The following is a 17,527-nucleotide window of genomic DNA, read 5'->3' as shown; positions in this document are numbered from 1 at the left end:
CATGGAACCGCGGCCGGAGCCGGGGACGTCAGTCGGGCCAGGAGGGCTTGCGCTTCTCCAGGAACGCCGCCATGCCTTCGCGGGCGCCGGGCAGCTGCGACGCCGACGCCATGACCTCCAGAGCGATCGCGTAGGCGTCCGCCTCGGGCCGGTCGAGCTGGGCGTACAGGGTCACCTTGCCCATCGTCTTGCTGGCGCGGCTGCCGCGCGTCGCCCGGCCCAGCAGCTCCGCGACGGCGTCGTCGAGCTGCTCGTCGGGCACAACCCGGTTGACCAGGCCCCAGTCGAGCGCGGTGGGCGCGTCGATGACGTCGCCGGTCAGCGCCAGCTCCATCAGCCGCTTCCGGCCGATCGAGCGGGCCACCGGGACCGCCGGCGTGTGGCAGAACCAGCCGCCCTTGCCGCCCGGCAGCGCGAAGCCCGCGGATTCGGCAGCGATCGCGAGGTCGCACGACGCCACCAGCTGGCAGCCCGCCGCCGTCGCCAGGCCGTGCACCCGCGCGATGACGACCTGCGGCACCGACTGCATGGTCTGCATCAGGTCCGTGCACAGCCTGAGCAGTTCGCGCACGCCCATCAGGTCGCGCGCGGCGACGTCGCCGAAGTCGTGGCCGGCCGAGAACACCGGGCCCGCGCCGGCCAGCACGATGCCCGTCGCGTCGGACGTCCCCGCCTCGTGGAACGCGGCGAGCAGCTCGGCGAGGTGCTCGGCGGACAGCGAGTTGCGCCGGGCCGCCCGGTTCATCGTGATCGTGACGGTGTCACCGTCGCGCTTGACCAGGATGTGCTGGTACTCGGTCATGCCTCGACCGTAACTCTTCGGAAGGTGCGCCGATAGCTGTCCGGGCCGACGCCGACCTCGGCGTGCATCCGGCGGCGCAGGTTCGCCGCGGTCCCCAGCCCGGACCGCTCCGCCACGCGGTCGACCGGCAACGACGTCGTCTCCAGGAGCTGCTGCGCGAGCCGGACGCGTTGCACGCGCAGCCAGCGTCCCGGCGTCACCCCGGTGGCCGCGGCGAACTCGCGGTGGAACGTCCGTTCGCTCATCCGCGCGTGCCCGACCAGGTCCTCGACGCCGATCCCGGAACCCAGGCGCGCCAGCGCCCAGTCCATTGTGGACGACAAGCCCGGCTGCGTGGCGGCGGGCACCGGGCTGTCGACGTACTGCCGCTGCCCGCCTTCCCGCGCCGGCGGCATCACCAGCCGGCGCGCGAGGCGGGCGGCGACCTCGGCGCCGTGATCGCGGCGGACCAGGTACAGGCACAGGTCGAGGCCGCCGACGACCCCTGCGGACGTCAGGACGCCGCCGTCGTCGGTGTAGAGCACATCGCGCCGGAGGTCGGCCCGCGGTGCGATGCGGGCCAACGCGTCGAGGTCGCGCCAGTGCGTCGTCGCCGGACGGCCGTCGAGGAGACCGGCGGCGGCGAGGGTGAACGCGCCGGAGCACAGCCCCGCGACCGTCCGCCCGTCCCGGTGGGCCCGGCGCAGCGCACTCACCGCCGCCGAGGGCACCGCGGCGAGGGGGTCGTTGCGGCCCGGCGCCAGCACGAGGTCGCAGTCGTCGAGGCCGGCGAGCCCGTGCGTGGCCGCGACGTCACCGAAGGGCGACACGGCCGTCCGCACCCGCCCGGGGCTGCACAGGCGGACCGTGAAGGGGCCGATGCCGCTGTCGGTGCGGTCCTGGCCCCAGACCTCGCCGATCACCGCGAGGTCGAACATCCGGGTGCCGGGCAGCAGGACGACGCCGATGGTGCGCATGGCAGAAAAGTACCGCATCGCGCGTCTTCTGCCACTCCCCCGGCGCACCGGGAGCCCGCGAAACTCGACGGCATGACCGAAACGGCACTCATCCTGATCGACGTCCAGCGCGGGTTCGACGACCCGGAGTTCTGGGGCCCGCGCAACAACCCGGGCGCCGAAGCGAACATGAAGGCCCTGCTCGACGCGTGGCAGGAACGACGGCTCCCGGTGGTGCTCGTGCACCACGACTCGCCCAAGCCCGGCTCGCCGCTGCGGCCGGGCCAGCCGGGCAACGACTTCAAGCCCGAACTCGACGGCGCGCGGCCGGACCTGGTGTTCGGCAAGAAGGTCAACTCGGCCTTCATCGGCGACGTCGACCTCGACGCGTGGCTGCGCAAGCGCGGCATCACCGGGTTCGTGGTGGCCGGTATCCAGACGAACTTCTGCTGCGAAACCACCGCGCGGATGGGCGGGAACCTCGGCTACGACGTCACGTTCGCCCTCGACGCCACGTTCACCTTCGACCTGCCGGGCGTGACCGCGGACGAGCTCTACCGGGTCACGGCGGCGAACCTGGCGAACCAGTTCGCCACCGTGAAGTCCACAAAGGACATCCTCGGCGAGTTCAGCTGAGGCCGTGCCGCTCGCGGATCAGGCTGACGATGCCGTCCATGATCCCGGTCAGCTCGTAGTCCTTGGGCGTGAACACCCGGGCGATGCCGCGTTCGGTCAGCAGCGCGGCGTCGTCCGGCGGGATGATCCCGCCGACGATCACCGGAACGTCCCCGGCGCCGGCCGCACGCAGGCCGTCGACGACGTGCGGCACGACCTCGAGGTGCGAGCCGGAGAGCACCGACAGCCCGACGACGTGCACGCCTTCCTGGACCGCAGCCGCGACGATCTGCTCGGGCGTCAGCCGGATGCCCTGGTAGACGACCTCGAAGCCGGCGTCGCGCGCCCGGACGGCGACCTGCTCGGCGCCGTTGGAGTGCCCGTCGAGGCCGGGCTTGCCGACCAGGATCCGCAGCCGCTCGCCCAGCTCCGCCTCGGTTTCGCGGACCCGCTCGCGCACGCGCTCGAGCGCCGGGTCGCCCCCGCCCGCGGCCGCCGCGGAAACGCCGGTGGGCGCGCGGTATTCGCCGAACACCTCGCGCAGCGCGCCGGCCCACTCGCCGGTGGTCACGCCGGCCCGCGCGCAGTCCACAGTGGCCTCGAAGAGGTTCTCCGCGGTCTGCGCGCGTTCCTTCAGCGTGGCCAGCGACCGCTCGACGGCGTCGTTGTCGCGCTGGGTACGCCATTCCTCGATCGCCGTGACGGCGGCCTTCTCGACGGCGGGGTCGATCGTCTCGATCGCCTTCGCCCCCTCGGCCTGCAGCGGCGACGGCTCGGTCGTCTCGAACTTGTTGACCCCGACCAGGACCCGCTCGCCGTTCTCCATCTCGCGGCGGTACTCGGCCAGCGAGGCGACCAGCTGCGACTTCATGTACCCGCTCTCGACCGCGGCGACCGCGCCGCCGAGGTCCTGCACGCGGGCGATCTCTTCACGGGCCCCGGCCATGATCTCGTCGACCTTGGCCTGGATGACGTGCGAGCCGTCGAAGATGTCCTCGTACTCCAGCAGGTCCGTCTCGAAGGCGAGCACCTGCTGCATCCGCAGCGCCCACTGCTGGTCCCACGGCCGCGGCAGGCCGAGGGCCTCGTTCCACGCGGGCAGCTGGATCGCGCGGGCGCGGGCGCCGCGGGACAGCGACACCGCGAGCATCTCGAGCACGATCCGCTGGACGTTGTTCTCCGGCTGGGCTTCGGTGAGCCCGAGCGAGTTGACCTGGACGCCGTAGCGCAGGCGGCGGGCCTTGGGATCCGTTACGCCGTAACGGTCGCGCGTGATTTCGTCCCAGAGCGCGGTGAACGCGCGCATCTTGGACATCTCCTCGACGAACCGGACGCCGGCGTTGACGAAGAACGAGATCCGCGCGACGACTTTGCCCATGTCGGCTTCGTCGACCTGCCCGGAGTCGCGGACGGCGTCGAGCACGGCGATCGCGGTGCACAGCGCGTAGGCGACTTCCTGCGTCGGCGTCGCACCGGCTTCCTGCAGGTGGTAGCTGCAGATGTTGATCGGGTTCCACTTGGGGACGTGGTGCACGGTCCAGGCGATCACGTCGGTGATCAGCCGCAGGCTCGGCCCCGGCGGGAAGATGTAGGTCCCGCGGGACAGGTACTCCTTGATGATGTCGTTCTGCGTGGTGCCGGTGAGCTTGGCGAGCACCTCGTCAACGTCACGGCCCTCGGCCTCGGCCTGCTCGCGCGCCACGGAGACGTACAGCGCGAGCAGCCACATGGCCGGCGCGTTGATGGTCATCGACGTGTTGGCCTCGGCGAGCGGGATGCCGTCGAAGAGCCGGCGCATGTCGCCGATGTGCGACACCGGGACGCCGACCTTGCCGACTTCGCCGCGGGAAAGCTGGTGGTCCGGGTCGTAGCCGGTCTGGGTGGGCAGGTCGAAGGCCACCGAGAGGCCGGTCTGCCCCTTCGCCAGGTTGCGCCGGTAGAGCTCGTTGGACGCGGCCGCGGAGGAGTGCCCCGCGTAGGTCCGCATCACCCACGGTCGGTCTCGCTCGCGGTCCGTTGGGTACGGCACTGGGCACCTCCGGCGGTGGACGTTTCGTCGAGTGTACCGACCGGTAACTTATGGTGGCAGTGGAATCGAACACGTCCGGGTGACGTCAGTCCGCAGCCTGCTCCTGCACGATCAGGTCGCGCACCCCGTCGACGTCCGGCACGTCGAACAGCTCGATCGGGGCCGGTTGACGCCGCTTCGGCACCGAGTGGCCGAGCAGGTGCACCGACGCGTCCCGCCTCGCGAGCGTGAGCCTGCCGCTGCCGTCCTGGTCGCGCCGGACGACCGGCGGCTCCAGCGCACTCAGGTACTCGTACGCGCGGGTGCGGCCCGAGACGCGGTCGGCCACCACGACCCGCTGGTCGGTCACCGCGTACACCTCGCGGCGCGTCGTGCGGAGCCGCCAGAGCACCGGCCCCCAGACGACGGCCAGCCCGAGGCTCCCCAGGGTCACGGCCGGCGCCGGGGCCGGCAGCCCGATGGCGGCGGCGAACCCCGACACCATGACCGAGCCGAAACCGACGCGGTACCACTCGAGCCCCGTCGGGGCGACCCGCCGCGGCCGTCCCGACCACAACAGCCGCTCCCCCGGTTCCAGGGCGATCAGCGGTTCGTCCACGGCGACCTCCTTTGCCGGGCAGACGCACCGCGAGGTCGTGCGGGTTGCCCGGCTCAGGCGGCCGAACTGCCGGCTTCCGGCGGGGCCTGGCGGGCCTTGGCCTCGTCGATCGCCTTGGTGAGCAGGTCGCGGACGCGCTTGGGCTCGCCGACGCCGATCAGCGTCACCGTTCCCGGGCCGCCGAAGGAGAGGGTCCCGGTGCGCGACGGGCCCGCCTTGAGCGCCGGCGCGGGCAGGCCGGCCAGCTCGCTGGAGCGTTCCCTCTGCCGGAACAGCCCGGACCGCGCGATGATCCGGCTGTCGGTGACCGCGTAGGTGGTGCGCCCGAGCGCGAGGTACCGCAGGACCGACCGCCCGACGGCACCGTAGAGGCCGAGCACCAGAGCGACGACCGCGGCGGCCGGAACGAGTCCGTTCGGCTGCTGCGTGAGCAGGTACCAAAGCGCGGCGGCTGCGAGGACGAGCCCGGCGGGGGCGATCACCCCGTCCGCGGCCACGTAGAGCGGACGGTGGACCGGCTCGCCGGCCCAGAGCACGCGCTCACCGGGCAACAGCTCGATTTCCCCTGCTGACATGGCCGAACACTACTCCGGCGGAGGCCCTCCCGCCGAGCCTCACCCGCGACCCGGTACCCGCCCGCACCCTCCGTGCGTGGCCGAACGCGCAACGAACCCGGTGAGGAAATCCGCGAGACCGGAGCCCACCCCGTCGATTAGCGTGGACAGCCGTGACGTGGAGTTCGTACGGGAGTTACCTGGTCATCGTGGTCCTGATCGTCCTCGCTCCGGGACCGGACACGATGGTGATGCTCAAGAACGCCCTCTCCGGCGGGTTCCGGGGCGGCCTCCTCGCCTCGCTCGGCATCTTCGCGGGGAACGCCGCTCAGGGCAGTGCCGCCGCGCTCGGGCTCGGTGTCCTCATCGCCCGGTCGCAGCCGGTGTTCCTCGCGCTCAAGTGGGCCGGGGCCGCCTACCTGGTCTTCCTCGGCTTCCAGGCCCTGCGCGGCGCCTTCCGCGGTGACTACCATGCCGTCGAGCAGGCCCAGCGGCGCCGGGGCGGGGGTTTCCGGCGGTTCCGCGAGGGTTTCCTCTCCAACATCACCAACCCGAAGGTGCTCGTCCTCTACCTGTCCGTGCTGCCGCAGTTCCTCGACCCGGCGCGCACGACGACGTGGGACGCGCTCGCCCTCGCCTACACCGTCGCCGTGCTGGGTGTGTTGTGGTTGCTGGTGCTGCTGGTCTTCGTGCACCGGGTGCGGGCCTGGCTGGAGCGCCGCCGGGTGCGGCGTGCGCTGGACGGCGTCACCGGTACCGCGCTGCTCGGCTTCGGCGCCGCCCTCGCGCTGGAGTCCTGATGAGCTGGAGCACCTACGCCGGGTTCGCCGGGATGATGGCCTTCCTGGCGATGATGCCGGGCCCGGACACCATGGTCGTGCTGAAGAACGCCCGCGGCGGCGGCGCCCGCGGCGGCGGCTGGGCGTGCGCCGGCATCACCGTCGCGAACTTCCTGCAGGGCACCGCGGCCGCCCTCGGCCTGGGTGCGCTGATCACCCGCTACCAGCCGGTGTTCGAGACGGTGAAGTGGCTCGGCGCCGCGTACCTGGTCTTCCTCGGCATCCAGGCCCTCCGCGGCGCCTGGCGCGGCAACTACGAGGCCCTCGACGACGTCCGCAGGGCCCGCACCTCCCGCGGACGGCGGTTCCGCGAAGGCTTCCTGTCCAACATCACCAACCCGAAGGTCATCGTGCTGTACCTGTCGGTGCTGCCGCAGTTCCTGACGCCGTCGTCGACGCTCGGGGACTCGCTGCTGCTCGCGTACACGGTCGCGGGTCTGGGAGTGGTGTGGCAGGTGCTGCTGCTGTTGTTCGTGCACCGGGTCCGCGACTGGTTGCGGCAGCGGAAGGTGCGGCGGGTACTGGACGGCGCGACGGGCACTGCACTCGTGGGATTCGGCGCGGCGCTCGCCCTGGAGGCCTAGCCTCGGATCATGACCTGGGGAACTTATGGCGGGTACGTGCTTTTCGTCGTGCTCGTGCTGATCGTGCCGGGACCGGACACCGCCCTCGTGCTGAAGAACTCCCTCGCCGGCGGCCGGCGCGGAGGTGTGCTCACCGCGCTGGGCATCGGGTCCGGGAACCTCGTCCAAGGCCTCGCCGCCGCGCTCGGGCTCAGTGCCGTGATCGTGCGCGCCGAGCCCGTCTTCGTCGCCCTCAAGTGGGCAGGGGCCGGCTACCTCGCCTACCTCGGCGTCAAGGCGCTGCTCGCCGCTTGGCGGGGGAACTACCGCACGGTCGCGGAAACCGCAGGCCACGGCGGCCGGCGCTGGCGAGAGGGGTTCCTCGGCAACCTCACCAACCCGAAGGTCCTCGTCTTCTACCTCTCGATGCTGCCGCAGTTCCTCACCGCGGACTCCACGATCGCCGAAGCACTGCTGCTGGCGGTGACGGTCGGGGGGCTCGCGACGCTGTGGCAGCTCGTGATCGTCGCCGGAGTACACCGGATCCGCGCCTGGCTGGGACGACGGCGGGTCCGTCGCACGCTTGACGGCGTCACCGGCACCGCCCTCATCGGCTTCGGGACCGCGCTCGCCCTCGAAGGCTAGAGCGTCCGGTCCAGCCAGTCGTAGATCCGGCCCGCCGCGAGCCGCTGGGCGCCGACGTGGCAGTGTGCGTCCGCGCCCTCCTCGGCCGTGAACGTCAGCAACGTCTTCGGGGCCTTCAAGTGCTCGTACAGCCGGCGGGGCTCGGTCTCCTTCTCGCCGCCGAAGAACAGGTCGTCCGCCGCTTCGCAGACCAGGACCGGGCACTCCACCTTCTCCGCGATGCCGTCTTCGAGCGTGTACTCGAGGTACTTCGCGATGAACTCGCGGTCCGTTGCCACGCCCAGGACGTACCGGCCGTGGTCGCACGCCCAGCGCAGCGTCGAACTCTGCTCGCGGCCCGCCGCCAGCAGCGCGTCGAACTCCTCGTCGTGCGGGGCCTGGGCCCGGCGCACGATCTCCGCACGCGGCCAGGGCAGCACCGACGTCACCGCGGCACCCGCGTCGTACACGCCGTCCACCGCGACCACCGCCGCCAGCCGGTGCTCGAACGCCGCCGCGCGCGGGGCCAGCATGCCGCCCAAGCTCACCCCGAGCAGCGCGACGCGCGCCGGGTCCACGCCGTCGATCTCCAGCGCGAAGTCCACCACCGGCGTGACGACGTGCTCCCAGTCCGGGCGGAACACGAGCTTGTTCCGCCGGATCGCGCTCGGCTGGCCGGGTCCGTCGAACGTCAGGACGTGGTAGCCGTGCGCGGCGCCGGCCGCCGCGCCCATGAAGTGGCATTCCTCGGCGCTGCCGTCGAAGCCGTTGTGCATGATCAGCAACGGCTTCGGCCCGGCACCCGGCGCCCGGTGGAAGTAGCCGTGCAGCACCGTTCCCTCGTACGGGATCTCGACCGGTTCGGCCACCTCCGCACGCCGGAAGCACTCGACGCTGCGGTCGTACGCCGCGGCGATGCGCGGGTCCGCCGGGTCGCCGTGCAGGAAGAACTCCGCCGAGAAGTAGTAGGTCGACGCGCGCAGCAGCAGGTCGCGCGCGGTGACCGGCCCGGCTTCGGCCGCTTCGGCGTACAGCCGGTCGGCCAGCGCGCGGTAGGCGTCGTGCCAGCCGTCGTAGTCGCCCGGCGTCACGGTCGAGGCCGCCGCGAGGACCTCGCCGAAGTCCGCGCCGCCGTAGGCCGCGTGGCCGAACAGGCGCAGGGTTTCGAACCAGAACTGCGGGTCCTCTTCGAACAGCAGCTGCTTCATCGGATTTCCTCCCGTGCAAAGGTTTCGAACGACCGGGCCGGCCGCCCGGTGACCTGCTCGACGACCGGGGTGACGCGGTCCTCGATGCCGCGGCGGATGTCCTCGTCGAGGGCGGCGAGCACCCGGGCGAACCCGTCGGGGAGCCCCGAAGCGGCCAGCCGCGCGGCGAACTCGGCCGTGCTGACCGGCCGGTGCCGGACCGGACGGCCGAGCCGCGCGGCCACGATCGCGGCCGCTTCGGCGTAGCTCAGCGCGGCCGGGCCGGTCAGGACGTGGTCGGTGTTGTGCGGCACCGGGTCGATCAGCGCGCGGACGGCGACCGCGGCGATGTCGGCGGCGTCGACGAAGGCGACCCGGGCGTCTCCGGTGGCCGTGACGATCTCGCCGTCCCGCACCCCCTGGGCCACCAGGTGCTCGCCGGTGAAGTTCTGCATGAACCAGGACGGCTTCAGCACCGCCCACTCCGGCATCGTGCGCACCAGCCGCTGCAGGTCGCCCAGGCCCGGGGTGTCGGAAGTGACCGCCGACGAGCTCAGCAGGACGACCCGCCGGACGCCCGCGTCCAGCGCGTCGGCCAGGAACGGCTCGACCAGCGGCGCGGGCTCGGTCTCGCCGATCGGGGCCAGCAGGTACACCGCCGAAGCACCACGCAGCGCGTCGGCGTGCGTTGCGCGATCGGTCCAGTCGAACCGGACCTGACCGGCTTCGCCGGGCTTGCGCGTGGCCGCCCGCGCGGTGACGCCGTTCGCGCGCAGGCCGGCGACGACCCGGCGGCCGGTCGTGCCGGTGCCGCCGAGGACCAGGACGTCAGCCACCGAAGGCCGCCGTCAGCTCGTCGACGCCGCCGAGGATCTCCGCGGCGGCGAGCGGGCTCCAGTAGTCGCGGTAGGTGCGGATCTCCCCGTCCTCGACGGTGATCACCGCGACGTAGGACAGCTCGTACGGCTTCTGCGACGCCACCACGATCCCCGCGACGGTCAACTCGACCACCACCACGGCCGGGTCGGCGGTCTCGTGCACGGTCTTCGCCGTGATTTCACGGATGTCCAGCAGGTTCGGGTAGTCACGCAGGTATTCGCGAATCGCGTCGCGCCCCTCGACGCGCTTCGGGTAGCCCGGACCGGCGAACGGGAACTCGAGGACGCCGTCCTCGGCCCAGAGCCCGGCGAACCCGGCCATGTCGTGCTCGAGCAGCAGATCGAGCGCGTGCTCGACGAAGTCGCGCATCGCAGCCTCCTTCGACGTTCGGACGATACGGTACCGTCCCGACGTGACCTACCATAGACGGGACGGTACCGTCCCGTCCACCCGCTAGACTGCGCTTCATGGCACGCACCCCGACCGGCGCCGCGGTCCTCCAGCCCGAGGTCACGCAGGCGATCACCGACGCGGTCCTGCATGAACTGGCCGACCAGGGCTACGGCCGGCTGTCGATGGAGGCCGTGGCCAAACGCGCCGGGGTCGGCAAGAGCGCGCTCTACCGGCGCTGGCGGTCGAAGGACGAGATGATCGCCGCGGTCGTCACCGAGTTCAGCGTGACGCGGGCGGCGGAAGCGGACACCGGCTCACTGCGCGGCGACCTCCGCGAAACGATGCAGGCCCTGATCGACTGGCTGACCCACCCGCTGTTCTCGCGGATCCTGCCGGACCTCGTCGCGGAGGACGCGCGGAACCCGGAACGAAGCCGCAACGCGCGCGAGAACATCGGCGGGCTGCGACGCGAGGTCGGCGCGGCGATGCTGCGCCGGGCCATCGCGCGCGGCGAGCTGCCCGAGGACCTGGACATGGAGATGGCGCTGGACGTGCTGGCCGCCCCGATCTACTGGCGACTGGTGGTCCGGCAGGCTCCCGCCGAGCCCGACTACGTGGACCGCCTGGTGGCGTACGCCCTGCGCGCACTGGGCGCGCAGGGCGGGTGAGTCACTTCCGGTCGGGTTCGCCGGCGACGCGCTTGATGTTCGCGCCCAGGCGGTTGAGGTTCTCGACGAAGTGCGGGTAGCCGCGGTCGATGTGGAAGACGTCCCAGACCTCGGTGACGCCGTCCGCGCACAGACCCGCGAGCACCAGGCCGGCGCCGGCGCGGATGTCCGACGCCCAGACCGGCGCGCTCGAGAGCTTCTCGACGCCGCGGACCACCGCGTGGTGGCCGTCGGTGCGGGCGTCGCCCGACAACCGGATCATCTCCTCGATGAACCGGAAGCGCGCCTCGTAGACGTTCTCCGTGATCATCGACGTGCCTTCGGACACCGCGGACAGCGCCACCGCGAACGGCTGCAGGTCGGTCGCGAAGCCGGGGTACGGCAGCGTCACCCAGTCGACCGCCTTCGGGCGCTCCGGCTGGGCCACGCGGAAACCCTTGTCGCCGAACGTTTCGACGTCCGCGCCGGCCAGCTGCAGCTTGTTCAGCACCAGGTCGAGGTGGTGCGGGTTGACCCCGCGCACAGTGATGTCGCCGCGGGTCATCGAGGCGGCGAACGCCCAGGTCGCGCCCACGATCCGGTCGCCGATCACGCTGTGCGTGGTCGGGTGCAGCTGCTCCACGCCGTGCACGGTCAGCGTCGAGGTCCCGGCGCCTTCGATCTTGGCGCCCATCTCGGTCAGCATCGTGCAGATGTCGACGATCTCCGGCTCGCGCGCGCAGTTGTCGATCACCGTGGTGCCCTCGGCCAGCACGGCCGCCATCAGGATGTTCTCGGTCGCGCCGACGCTCGGGAAGTCCAGCCAGATCTGCGCGCCGACCAGCGTCTCGGCCTTCGCCACGACGCAGCCGTGCTCGATCGTGCTCGTCGCGCCCAGCTTGCGCAGGCCGTTCTGGTGCATGTCCAGCGGGCGTGAGCCGATCGCGTCACCGCCCGGCAGCGCCACGACGGCCTGCTTCAGCCGGCCGACCAGGGGCCCCAGCACGCAGACGGACGCGCGCAGCTTGCCCATCGCCGCCGAGTCGGCGCGGTGCGACAGCTCGGCCGGCGTGGTGATGGTGGCGGTGTCGCCCTCGATGACGACCTCGCAGCCGACGCTCCGCAGCACGTCGCCCATCAGCGGGACGTCGAGGATCTGCGGGCAGTTCGTGATGGTCGTGGTCCCCTCCGCGAGGAGGGCGGCGGCCATCAGCTTCAGCACGCTGTTCTTGGCGCCGACCACGTCGACCTCGCCGACCAGCCGGGCTCCGCCATGCACGTCGAAGTGCTCGCTCATGGCCGCCAATCATGCCCTCTCGCCCGGATTCGGCCCGGGCGGGGGCCGCTATGGTGGGTCCATGGTCGTTCGCATCAACCGCGTGTACACCAAGGTCGGCGACAACGGCACGACCGCGCTCGGCGACGGGTCGCGCGTGCCGAAGACGTCCCCGCGGCTGGGCGCGTACGCGGACACGGACGAGACGAACTCGGTGCTCGGATTGGCGATCGCGGTCGGCGCGCTGCCTGCCGAGGTGACGGACGTGCTGCGCACGGTGCAGAACGATCTCTTCGACGTCGGCGCGGACCTCTGCCTGCCGATCTCCGACGACCCGCCGTACCCGCCGCTGCGGATCACCGAGAAGTACGTCGAGCGGCTCGAAGGCTGGTGCGACGAGTTCAACGAGCGCCTGCCGAAGCTGACGTCGTTCATCCTCCCGGGCGGCACACCGGGGGCGGCGTTCCTGCACCAGGCGCGGACGGTGGCGCGCCGGGCGGAGCGGTCGGCCTGGGCCCTGCACGAGGCCGAGCCCGAGGCGACGAACCCGATCGCGGTGAAGTACCTGAACCGGCTTTCGGACCTGCTGTTCATCCTCGCCCGGCTGGCGAACCCCGAAGGTGACGTGCTGTGGCAGCCGGGTGGGCAGCCCTCCTAGATCCCCCAGCTCTCCCGCAGCGCCCCCAGGGCCTGGTGGAAGCCCGGGAAGGTCTTCTTCACGCAGTCCGGGTCGTCCAGCGTGATGCCGTCGACCAGCAGGCCCGTGATGCTGAACGCCATCGCGATCCGGTGGTCGCGGCGGCAGGCCACCTCCGTGCCCGTCGGCTCGCCCGGCTGGATCTCGATCCAGTCGCGGCCCGTCTCGACCTCGATGCCCATCGCGCGCAGGTTCTCCTCGCACGCGTCGAGGCGGTCGCACTCCTTGATGCGCGTGTTGTAGACGTCCTCGATGCGGACCGGGCCGGACGCGAACGGCGCGATCGCCGCCAGGGTCGGGACCGTGTCGGAGATGTCGCGCATGTTCACCGTGACGCCGCGCAGGCCGTCCGACGGGCCCGCGACCGTCACCGAGTCCGGCGTGAGCTCCACGTGCGCGCCCATCTCGCGCAGCACGTCGGCGAACTTCACGTCCCCCTGGAGGGCGTCGGAGCCCAGACCCGGGATGGTCACCGTGCGGCCGGTGACCGCCGCCGCGGCCAGGAAGTAGCTCGCCGTCGAGGCGTCCGGCTCCACCGGGTACTCGCACGCCTGGTACGGCTGCGCCGGGACCACGAACGTCTGCCCCTCACGACGGACCTCGACGCCGAAGCGGCGCATCATCTCCAGCGTGATCTCGACGTACGGCACCGACACGAGGTCGGTCACCGTGATCCGCAGCCCCTCCGCGGTCAGCGGCCCGACCAGCAGCAACGCCGTCAGGAACTGCGAGGACAGGCCCGCGTCGAGGGTCAGCTCACCGCCCTTGATGCCGTTCGCGCGGACGGTCAGCGGGTGGTGGCCCGGCTCGCCGCCGAACTCGAGGTCGACGCCCAGCTCCTGCAGGGCGTCGGTCAGCGGGCCCAGCGGGCGGCGGCGCATCTGGCCGGAGGCGTCGAAGGCGAACGTCCCGGTGCCGGCCGCGGCCAGCGCGGGGAGGAACCGGGCCGTCGTGGCGCCGTCGCGGCAGAAGACCTCCGCCGAAGCCACCCCGGGCCCCGCGGGGCGGCCCTCGATGGTCCACGCCTCCGGCTGCCGGTCGACCCGGTAGCCGAGCTTGACCAGGCCCTCGGCGAAGCCCTCGGTGTCGTCCGAGTGCAGCGGACGGCCGAGGGTCGTGGTGCCGTGCGCGGCGGCGGCCAGGAACAGGCCGCGAGCGGTGACGGACTTGGAGCCGGGGATCTCGACGAGGGTCACGAGTCCCAGTTTAGTGGGGCTGGATCTCCGCCATCGGGCCCCAGTCGGAGGCGTCCTGGACGTTGATGATCTGCGGGTTGTCGCTGATGTACGCGCCCAGGTTGGCGACCGCCCACTTGAAGTGGTCCGAGCCGACGTGGGCGACGGCCGCGTCCTGGCCGTCGAAGCCCTCGACCAGCACGTACGTGTTCTTGTCCTCGAGGCTGCGTGACCACTCGAAGAACCGGTTGCCGTCCTCGGCCCGGGTGTTCGCGGTGTAGTCCGCGACGATCTCCGGCCAGTCTTCCGCGTGCTCCGGTTTGACCGGGAACTTGACCACGATGAAAATCATGGGCTCAACCGTAGGCGAAAGCGGCGGCCGCGGCTGTCTCGGAATGAGACAGCCTCAGGAGGCGCGCGGCAGGCGTCGCCCGGGCGGGGCGGATTCGAGCCACGAGAGGAACCCGGTGAGCGCGCCCGGCCCCATGGCGATCTCGATCGCCTCCTGGGTCTCGGACTCGCAGCGCAGCACCGTCGAGCCCTCGGGCACGGCGTAGGCCTCGGTGCCGGACGGGTCACGCCGGTCGGCGATCTGCATGCTTTCCCGCTGGAAGACGCGGTCGGCGCCGGTCCGCAGGCTCCAGACCCGGTACCAGACGAACTCGTCGCCCTCGTAGCGGCCCAGCCCCAGGTGCCAGCTGGACCGCGGGTTGTCCGGACGCCACCGCAGCGCGACGCTCACGCCGCCACCGCGGCGCATCCGGATCCAGCGCTGGCCGTACCAGGCGGCCAGCACCGCGAGCACGATCAGGAGCCCGGCTACGACCACGGTGATCTTCACGGTCCGGCTCCTGCCCGTCTCGCGCTCAGGCCGTCTGGCCCGCTGCGCGGAGCTGGGCCGAAGCCCTCGCCCGCTCGGTCTCGTCGTCCCCGGTCAGGGCCGCCTTGGCCGCCTCGACGTCGATCTCGTCGGAAAGCTCGGCGCTCTCGGCGAGGATGCTCACCCCGGTGCCGGTCACGGAGAGGAAACCGCCGTGCACGGCCGCGCAGACCGTCTCGCCGTCGGTGGTCGTCACCTTGACCACGCCACCCTCGACCAGCTGCCCGAGCACGGGTTCGTGACCGGCCATGATGCCGATCTCACCCTCGGTGGTCTGAGCCACCACGAAAGTGGCAGTACCCGACCAGAGACGGCGCTCGACGGCCACCAGCTCCACGGACATCTCGGCCACGTAGCACTCCTTAACTCGGGGTGTTGCCACCGAGTGTAATAGGTCTGACTCAAGCTACGAGAACGGCGGGGGCGCGGGTCCACATAGGACACTGCCCCCGCCGTGCTCACGAGCTCACTTCTTGGTGATTTCCTTGTACTTCTTCTCGAGGTCTTCGAGGCCACCGATACCCAGGAACGCCTGCTCCGGGTAGTGGTCGAAGTCGCCCTTGGCGATGCGGTCGAACGACTCGATCGTCTCCGACAGCGGCACCGTCGAGCCCGGGATCTGCGTGAACGCCTCGGCGACCAGCATGTTCTGCGACAGGAACCGCTCGATGCGGCGCGCGCGCTGAACGGTCAGCTTGTCCTCTTCCGAGAGCTCGTCCATACCGAGGATCGCGATGATGTCCTGCAGCTCCTTGTACTTCTGCAGGATCCGGATGACCTCGGAGGCCACCCGGTAGTGGTCCTCACCGACGATGGCCGGGTCGAGGATCGTCGACGTCGACGCCAGCGGGTCCACCGCCGGGAAGATGCCCTTCTGGAACACCGACCGGGAGAGCTCGGTGGTGGCGTCCAGGTGGGCGAACGTCGCGGCCGGGGCCGGGTCGGTGTAGTCGTCCGCGGGGACGTAGATCGCCTGCATCGAGGTGATCGAACGGCCACGGGTCGAGGTGATCCGCTCCTGCAGCTGCCCCATCTCGTCGGCCAGCGTCGGCTGGTAACCCACGGCCGACGGCATGCGGCCCAGCAGGGTCGACACCTCCGAGCCGGCCTGGGTGAACCGGAAGATGTTGTCGATGAACAGCAGCACGTCCTGGTTCTGGACGTCGCGGAAGTACTCCGCCATGGTCAGCGCGGACAGCGCGACCCGCATGCGGGTGCCCGGCGGCTCGTCCATCTGGCCGAAGATGAGGGCGGTGTCGTTGATGACGCCGTCCTCGGACATCTCCAGGAAGAGGTCGTTGCCCTCACGGGTGCGCTCGCCGACGCCGGCGAACACCGAGGTACCACCGAAGTTCCGGGCGACGCGGGTGATCATCTCCTTGATGAGCACCGTCTTGCCGACGCCGGCACCACCGAACAGGCCGATCTTGCCACCCTGGACGTACGGGGTGAGCAGGTCGACGACCTTGAGGCCGGTCTCCAGCATCTCGGTCTTGCCTTCGAGCTGGTCGAAGGACGGGGCGCTGCGGTGGATGCCCCAGCGCTCGAGGTCCTCGCCGTAGCCGGGCTCGTCGAGGCACTCGCCGAGGGCGTTGTAGACGTGGCCCTTGACCTTGTCGCCCACCGGGACGGTGATCGGGCCGCCGGTGTCGGTGACCTCCGCGCCGCGCACCAGGCCGTCCTGCGGCTGCAGGGAGATGGTGCGGACGAGGTTGTCGCCCAGGTGGCTGGCGACCTCGAGGGTCACCGTCTTGCGCAGCTGCTCGAACTCGATCTCGACCTTGAGCGCGTTGAACTGGTCGGGCACGGAACCGCGCGGGAACTCGACGTCGACGACCGGACCGGTCACCGACACGATGCGCCCCTTGGCGCGCGGGGCTTCAGTACTGGTCATCAATCATCACTTCCTGCTGCGGTGAGCGCGTTCGCGCCACCGACGATTTCGGAGATCTCCTGGGTGATCTGCGCCTGGCGGGCCTGGTTCATCTCCCGCGTCAGGGTGCCGACCAGCTCGTTCGCGTTGTCCGACGCCGCCTTCATCGCGGTCCGGCGGGCGGCCAGCTCGGACGCCGCGGACTCGAGGAACGCCGCGTAGAGCCGCGTGTTGATGTACTTCGGCAGGATCGCGTCCAGCAGCGTGTCGGCACTGGGCTCGAACTCGTAGCTGGGGAGCAGCCCGGCGGGCTTCTCCTCTTCACCCTCGGAGTACTCGACCTCGAGCGGGGCGACGCGCTTGGCGGTCGGCCGCTGGGTCAGCATCGACACGAACTCGGTGTAGACGATGTGGATCTCGTCGACACCGTTGATGCCGTCGGCGTTCCCGTCCGCGTCGTCGGCGCCGCGCATGAACGACTCCACCAGGGCGTCACCGGCCGCGACCGCGTTGGCGTAGCCCGGCTGGTCGGAGAAGCCCGTCCAGCCGTCCACGACCTCGCGGCCCCGGAACCGGTAGTAGTTCAGCCCCTTGTTGCCGGTGACGTAGAGCTGCGGCTCCTTGCCCTCCGAGCGGAGGAGGGCCAGCAGCTCTTCGGTCGCCCGCAGCACGTTGGAGTTGTACCCGCCGCACTGGCCCTTGTCGCTGGTCACGACCAGGACAGCGGCCCGCTTGGGGTTCGGGCGCTCGACCAGCATGGGGTGGTCGAGCGTGGTGGCCGCGCCGGCCAGCGCCGAGAGCACCTTGGTGATCTCGTCCGCGTACGGCCGGGAAGCGGCGACCCGCGCCCGCGCCTTCGTGATGCGCGCGGTGGCGATGAGCTCCATCGCCTTCGTGATCTTGCCGATCGACTTGGTCGCCTTGATGCGCGACCGGAGTTCCCGGAGTTGTGCGGCCATGA

The 17,527-nt window shown here is 71.2% G+C and carries 21 protein-coding genes; 6 read left to right on the top strand and 15 right to left on the bottom strand.

Annotation, left to right across the window (positions count from 1 at the left end; genetic code table 11):
* Positions 1 to 28: 28 nt before the first annotated feature.
* Positions 29 to 802, bottom strand: a complete 774-nt coding sequence (locus tag HUT10_RS35755) for an enoyl-CoA hydratase-related protein (RefSeq protein WP_176175219.1) — start codon at positions 800 to 802, stop codon at positions 29 to 31.
* On the bottom strand, positions 799 to 1,758 hold the full coding sequence (locus tag HUT10_RS35750) for a GlxA family transcriptional regulator (protein WP_176175218.1): 960 nt from the start codon (positions 1,756 to 1,758) through the stop codon (positions 799 to 801). The genes HUT10_RS35755 and HUT10_RS35750 overlap by 4 nt, the downstream gene beginning before the upstream one ends.
* A 72-nt stretch (positions 1,759 to 1,830) precedes the next feature.
* On the opposite strand from HUT10_RS35750, the gene HUT10_RS35745 reads away from it, so the two are divergent.
* A complete protein-coding gene (locus HUT10_RS35745; protein ID WP_176175217.1) occupies positions 1,831 to 2,373 on the top strand; it encodes a cysteine hydrolase family protein in 543 nt (180 codons plus the stop codon).
* Here the strand turns inward: HUT10_RS35745 and HUT10_RS35740 are convergent.
* The 3 genes from HUT10_RS35740 to HUT10_RS35730 form a co-directional block, all read right to left on the bottom strand.
* Positions 2,366 to 4,381 (bottom strand): protein meaA, encoded by a 2,016-nt coding sequence (locus HUT10_RS35740; protein WP_176175216.1) that lies wholly within the window; start codon positions 4,379 to 4,381, stop codon positions 2,366 to 2,368. The two genes, HUT10_RS35745 and HUT10_RS35740, sit on opposite strands and share 8 nt — an antisense overlap.
* Before the next feature lie 85 nt (positions 4,382 to 4,466).
* Positions 4,467 to 4,979 (bottom strand): hypothetical protein, encoded by a 513-nt coding sequence (locus tag HUT10_RS35735; protein WP_176175215.1) that lies wholly within the window; start codon positions 4,977 to 4,979, stop codon positions 4,467 to 4,469.
* A gap of 53 nt (positions 4,980 to 5,032) precedes the next feature.
* A complete protein-coding gene (locus tag HUT10_RS35730) occupies positions 5,033 to 5,554 on the bottom strand; it encodes a PH domain-containing protein (RefSeq protein WP_176175214.1) in 522 nt (173 codons plus the stop codon).
* Between the two features lie 152 nt (positions 5,555 to 5,706).
* Here HUT10_RS35730 and HUT10_RS35725 point away from each other — a divergent pair, with 152 nt between their 5' ends.
* From HUT10_RS35725 to HUT10_RS35715, 3 genes are read left to right on the top strand one after another with little or no spacing between them, the layout of a single operon-like run.
* The gene (locus HUT10_RS35725; protein ID WP_176175213.1) at positions 5,707 to 6,333 is read left to right on the top strand and encodes a LysE family translocator; all 627 of its coding nucleotides are present in this window, start codon (positions 5,707 to 5,709) and stop codon (positions 6,331 to 6,333) included.
* Positions 6,333 to 6,956, top strand: coding sequence for a LysE family translocator (locus HUT10_RS35720; protein ID WP_176175212.1), 624 nt, complete (start codon positions 6,333 to 6,335; stop codon positions 6,954 to 6,956). The genes HUT10_RS35725 and HUT10_RS35720 overlap by 1 nt, the downstream gene beginning before the upstream one ends.
* A 9-nt stretch (positions 6,957 to 6,965) precedes the next feature.
* Positions 6,966 to 7,580: a LysE family translocator gene (locus HUT10_RS35715; RefSeq protein ID WP_176175211.1), complete on the top strand. Its 615-nt coding sequence runs from the start codon at positions 6,966 to 6,968 to the stop codon at positions 7,578 to 7,580.
* On the opposite strand, the gene HUT10_RS35710 is transcribed toward HUT10_RS35715, so the two are convergent.
* From HUT10_RS35710 to HUT10_RS35700, 3 genes are read right to left on the bottom strand one after another with little or no spacing between them, the layout of a single operon-like run.
* The gene (locus tag HUT10_RS35710; protein ID WP_176175210.1) at positions 7,577 to 8,767 is read right to left on the bottom strand and encodes a S9 family peptidase; all 1,191 of its coding nucleotides are present in this window, start codon (positions 8,765 to 8,767) and stop codon (positions 7,577 to 7,579) included. The genes HUT10_RS35715 and HUT10_RS35710 overlap by 4 nt on opposite strands.
* Positions 8,764 to 9,582 carry an NAD(P)H-binding protein gene (locus HUT10_RS35705; RefSeq protein WP_176175209.1) on the bottom strand — a complete coding sequence of 273 codons (819 nt, stop codon included), beginning with the start codon at positions 9,580 to 9,582 and terminating at the stop codon, positions 8,764 to 8,766. The genes HUT10_RS35710 and HUT10_RS35705 overlap by 4 nt, the downstream gene beginning before the upstream one ends.
* Positions 9,575 to 10,021 (bottom strand): nuclear transport factor 2 family protein, encoded by a 447-nt coding sequence (locus HUT10_RS35700; RefSeq protein WP_303247033.1) that lies wholly within the window; start codon positions 10,019 to 10,021, stop codon positions 9,575 to 9,577. Before HUT10_RS35700 ends, HUT10_RS35705 begins: the two co-directional genes overlap by 8 nt.
* Positions 10,022 to 10,092: 71 nt before the next feature.
* Between HUT10_RS35700 and HUT10_RS35695 the strand changes: the two genes are divergently transcribed.
* Positions 10,093 to 10,686, top strand: a complete 594-nt coding sequence (locus HUT10_RS35695) for a TetR/AcrR family transcriptional regulator (protein WP_176175207.1) — start codon at positions 10,093 to 10,095, stop codon at positions 10,684 to 10,686.
* A gap of 1 nt (position 10,687) precedes the next feature.
* On the opposite strand, the gene murA is transcribed toward HUT10_RS35695, so the two are convergent.
* The gene (murA, locus tag HUT10_RS35690; protein WP_176175206.1) at positions 10,688 to 11,962 is read right to left on the bottom strand and encodes a UDP-N-acetylglucosamine 1-carboxyvinyltransferase; all 1,275 of its coding nucleotides are present in this window, start codon (positions 11,960 to 11,962) and stop codon (positions 10,688 to 10,690) included.
* Positions 11,963 to 12,023: 61 nt separating this feature from the next.
* Between murA and HUT10_RS35685 the strand changes: the two genes are divergently transcribed.
* Positions 12,024 to 12,599 (top strand): cob(I)yrinic acid a,c-diamide adenosyltransferase, encoded by a 576-nt coding sequence (locus HUT10_RS35685; RefSeq protein WP_176175205.1) that lies wholly within the window; start codon positions 12,024 to 12,026, stop codon positions 12,597 to 12,599.
* Here HUT10_RS35685 and aroA read toward each other — a convergent pair.
* From aroA to HUT10_RS35655, 6 genes are all read right to left on the bottom strand, one after another.
* Positions 12,596 to 13,834, bottom strand: coding sequence for a 3-phosphoshikimate 1-carboxyvinyltransferase (gene aroA / locus HUT10_RS35680; protein WP_176175204.1), 1,239 nt, complete (start codon positions 13,832 to 13,834; stop codon positions 12,596 to 12,598). The two genes, HUT10_RS35685 and aroA, sit on opposite strands and share 4 nt — an antisense overlap.
* A gap of 10 nt (positions 13,835 to 13,844) precedes the next feature.
* Positions 13,845 to 14,165 (bottom strand): putative quinol monooxygenase, encoded by a 321-nt coding sequence (locus HUT10_RS35675; protein ID WP_176175203.1) that lies wholly within the window; start codon positions 14,163 to 14,165, stop codon positions 13,845 to 13,847.
* A gap of 54 nt (positions 14,166 to 14,219) precedes the next feature.
* Positions 14,220 to 14,654, bottom strand: coding sequence for a DUF2550 domain-containing protein (locus HUT10_RS35670; RefSeq protein WP_013229520.1), 435 nt, complete (start codon positions 14,652 to 14,654; stop codon positions 14,220 to 14,222).
* Between the two features lie 25 nt (positions 14,655 to 14,679).
* Complete coding sequence (locus tag HUT10_RS35665; protein WP_013229521.1) at positions 14,680 to 15,045, bottom strand: F0F1 ATP synthase subunit epsilon; 366 nt, start codon at positions 15,043 to 15,045, stop codon at positions 14,680 to 14,682.
* A gap of 114 nt (positions 15,046 to 15,159) precedes the next feature.
* Entirely contained in the window at positions 15,160 to 16,587 is a 1,428-nt protein-coding gene (gene atpD / locus HUT10_RS35660) for a F0F1 ATP synthase subunit beta (protein WP_003102661.1), read from the bottom strand.
* Entirely contained in the window at positions 16,587 to 17,525 is a 939-nt protein-coding gene (locus HUT10_RS35655; RefSeq protein ID WP_176175202.1) for a F0F1 ATP synthase subunit gamma, read from the bottom strand. Before HUT10_RS35655 ends, atpD begins: the two co-directional genes overlap by 1 nt.
* Positions 17,526 to 17,527: the final 2 nt, after the last annotated feature.

The organism is Amycolatopsis sp. Hca4 (assembly GCF_013364075.1).
In the GTDB taxonomy this organism is placed as follows: Bacteria; Actinomycetota; Actinomycetes; order Mycobacteriales; family Pseudonocardiaceae; genus Amycolatopsis.
Note: the sequence above shows the minus strand (reverse complement) of the source record. Positions and strands in the feature narration are given on the sequence as shown.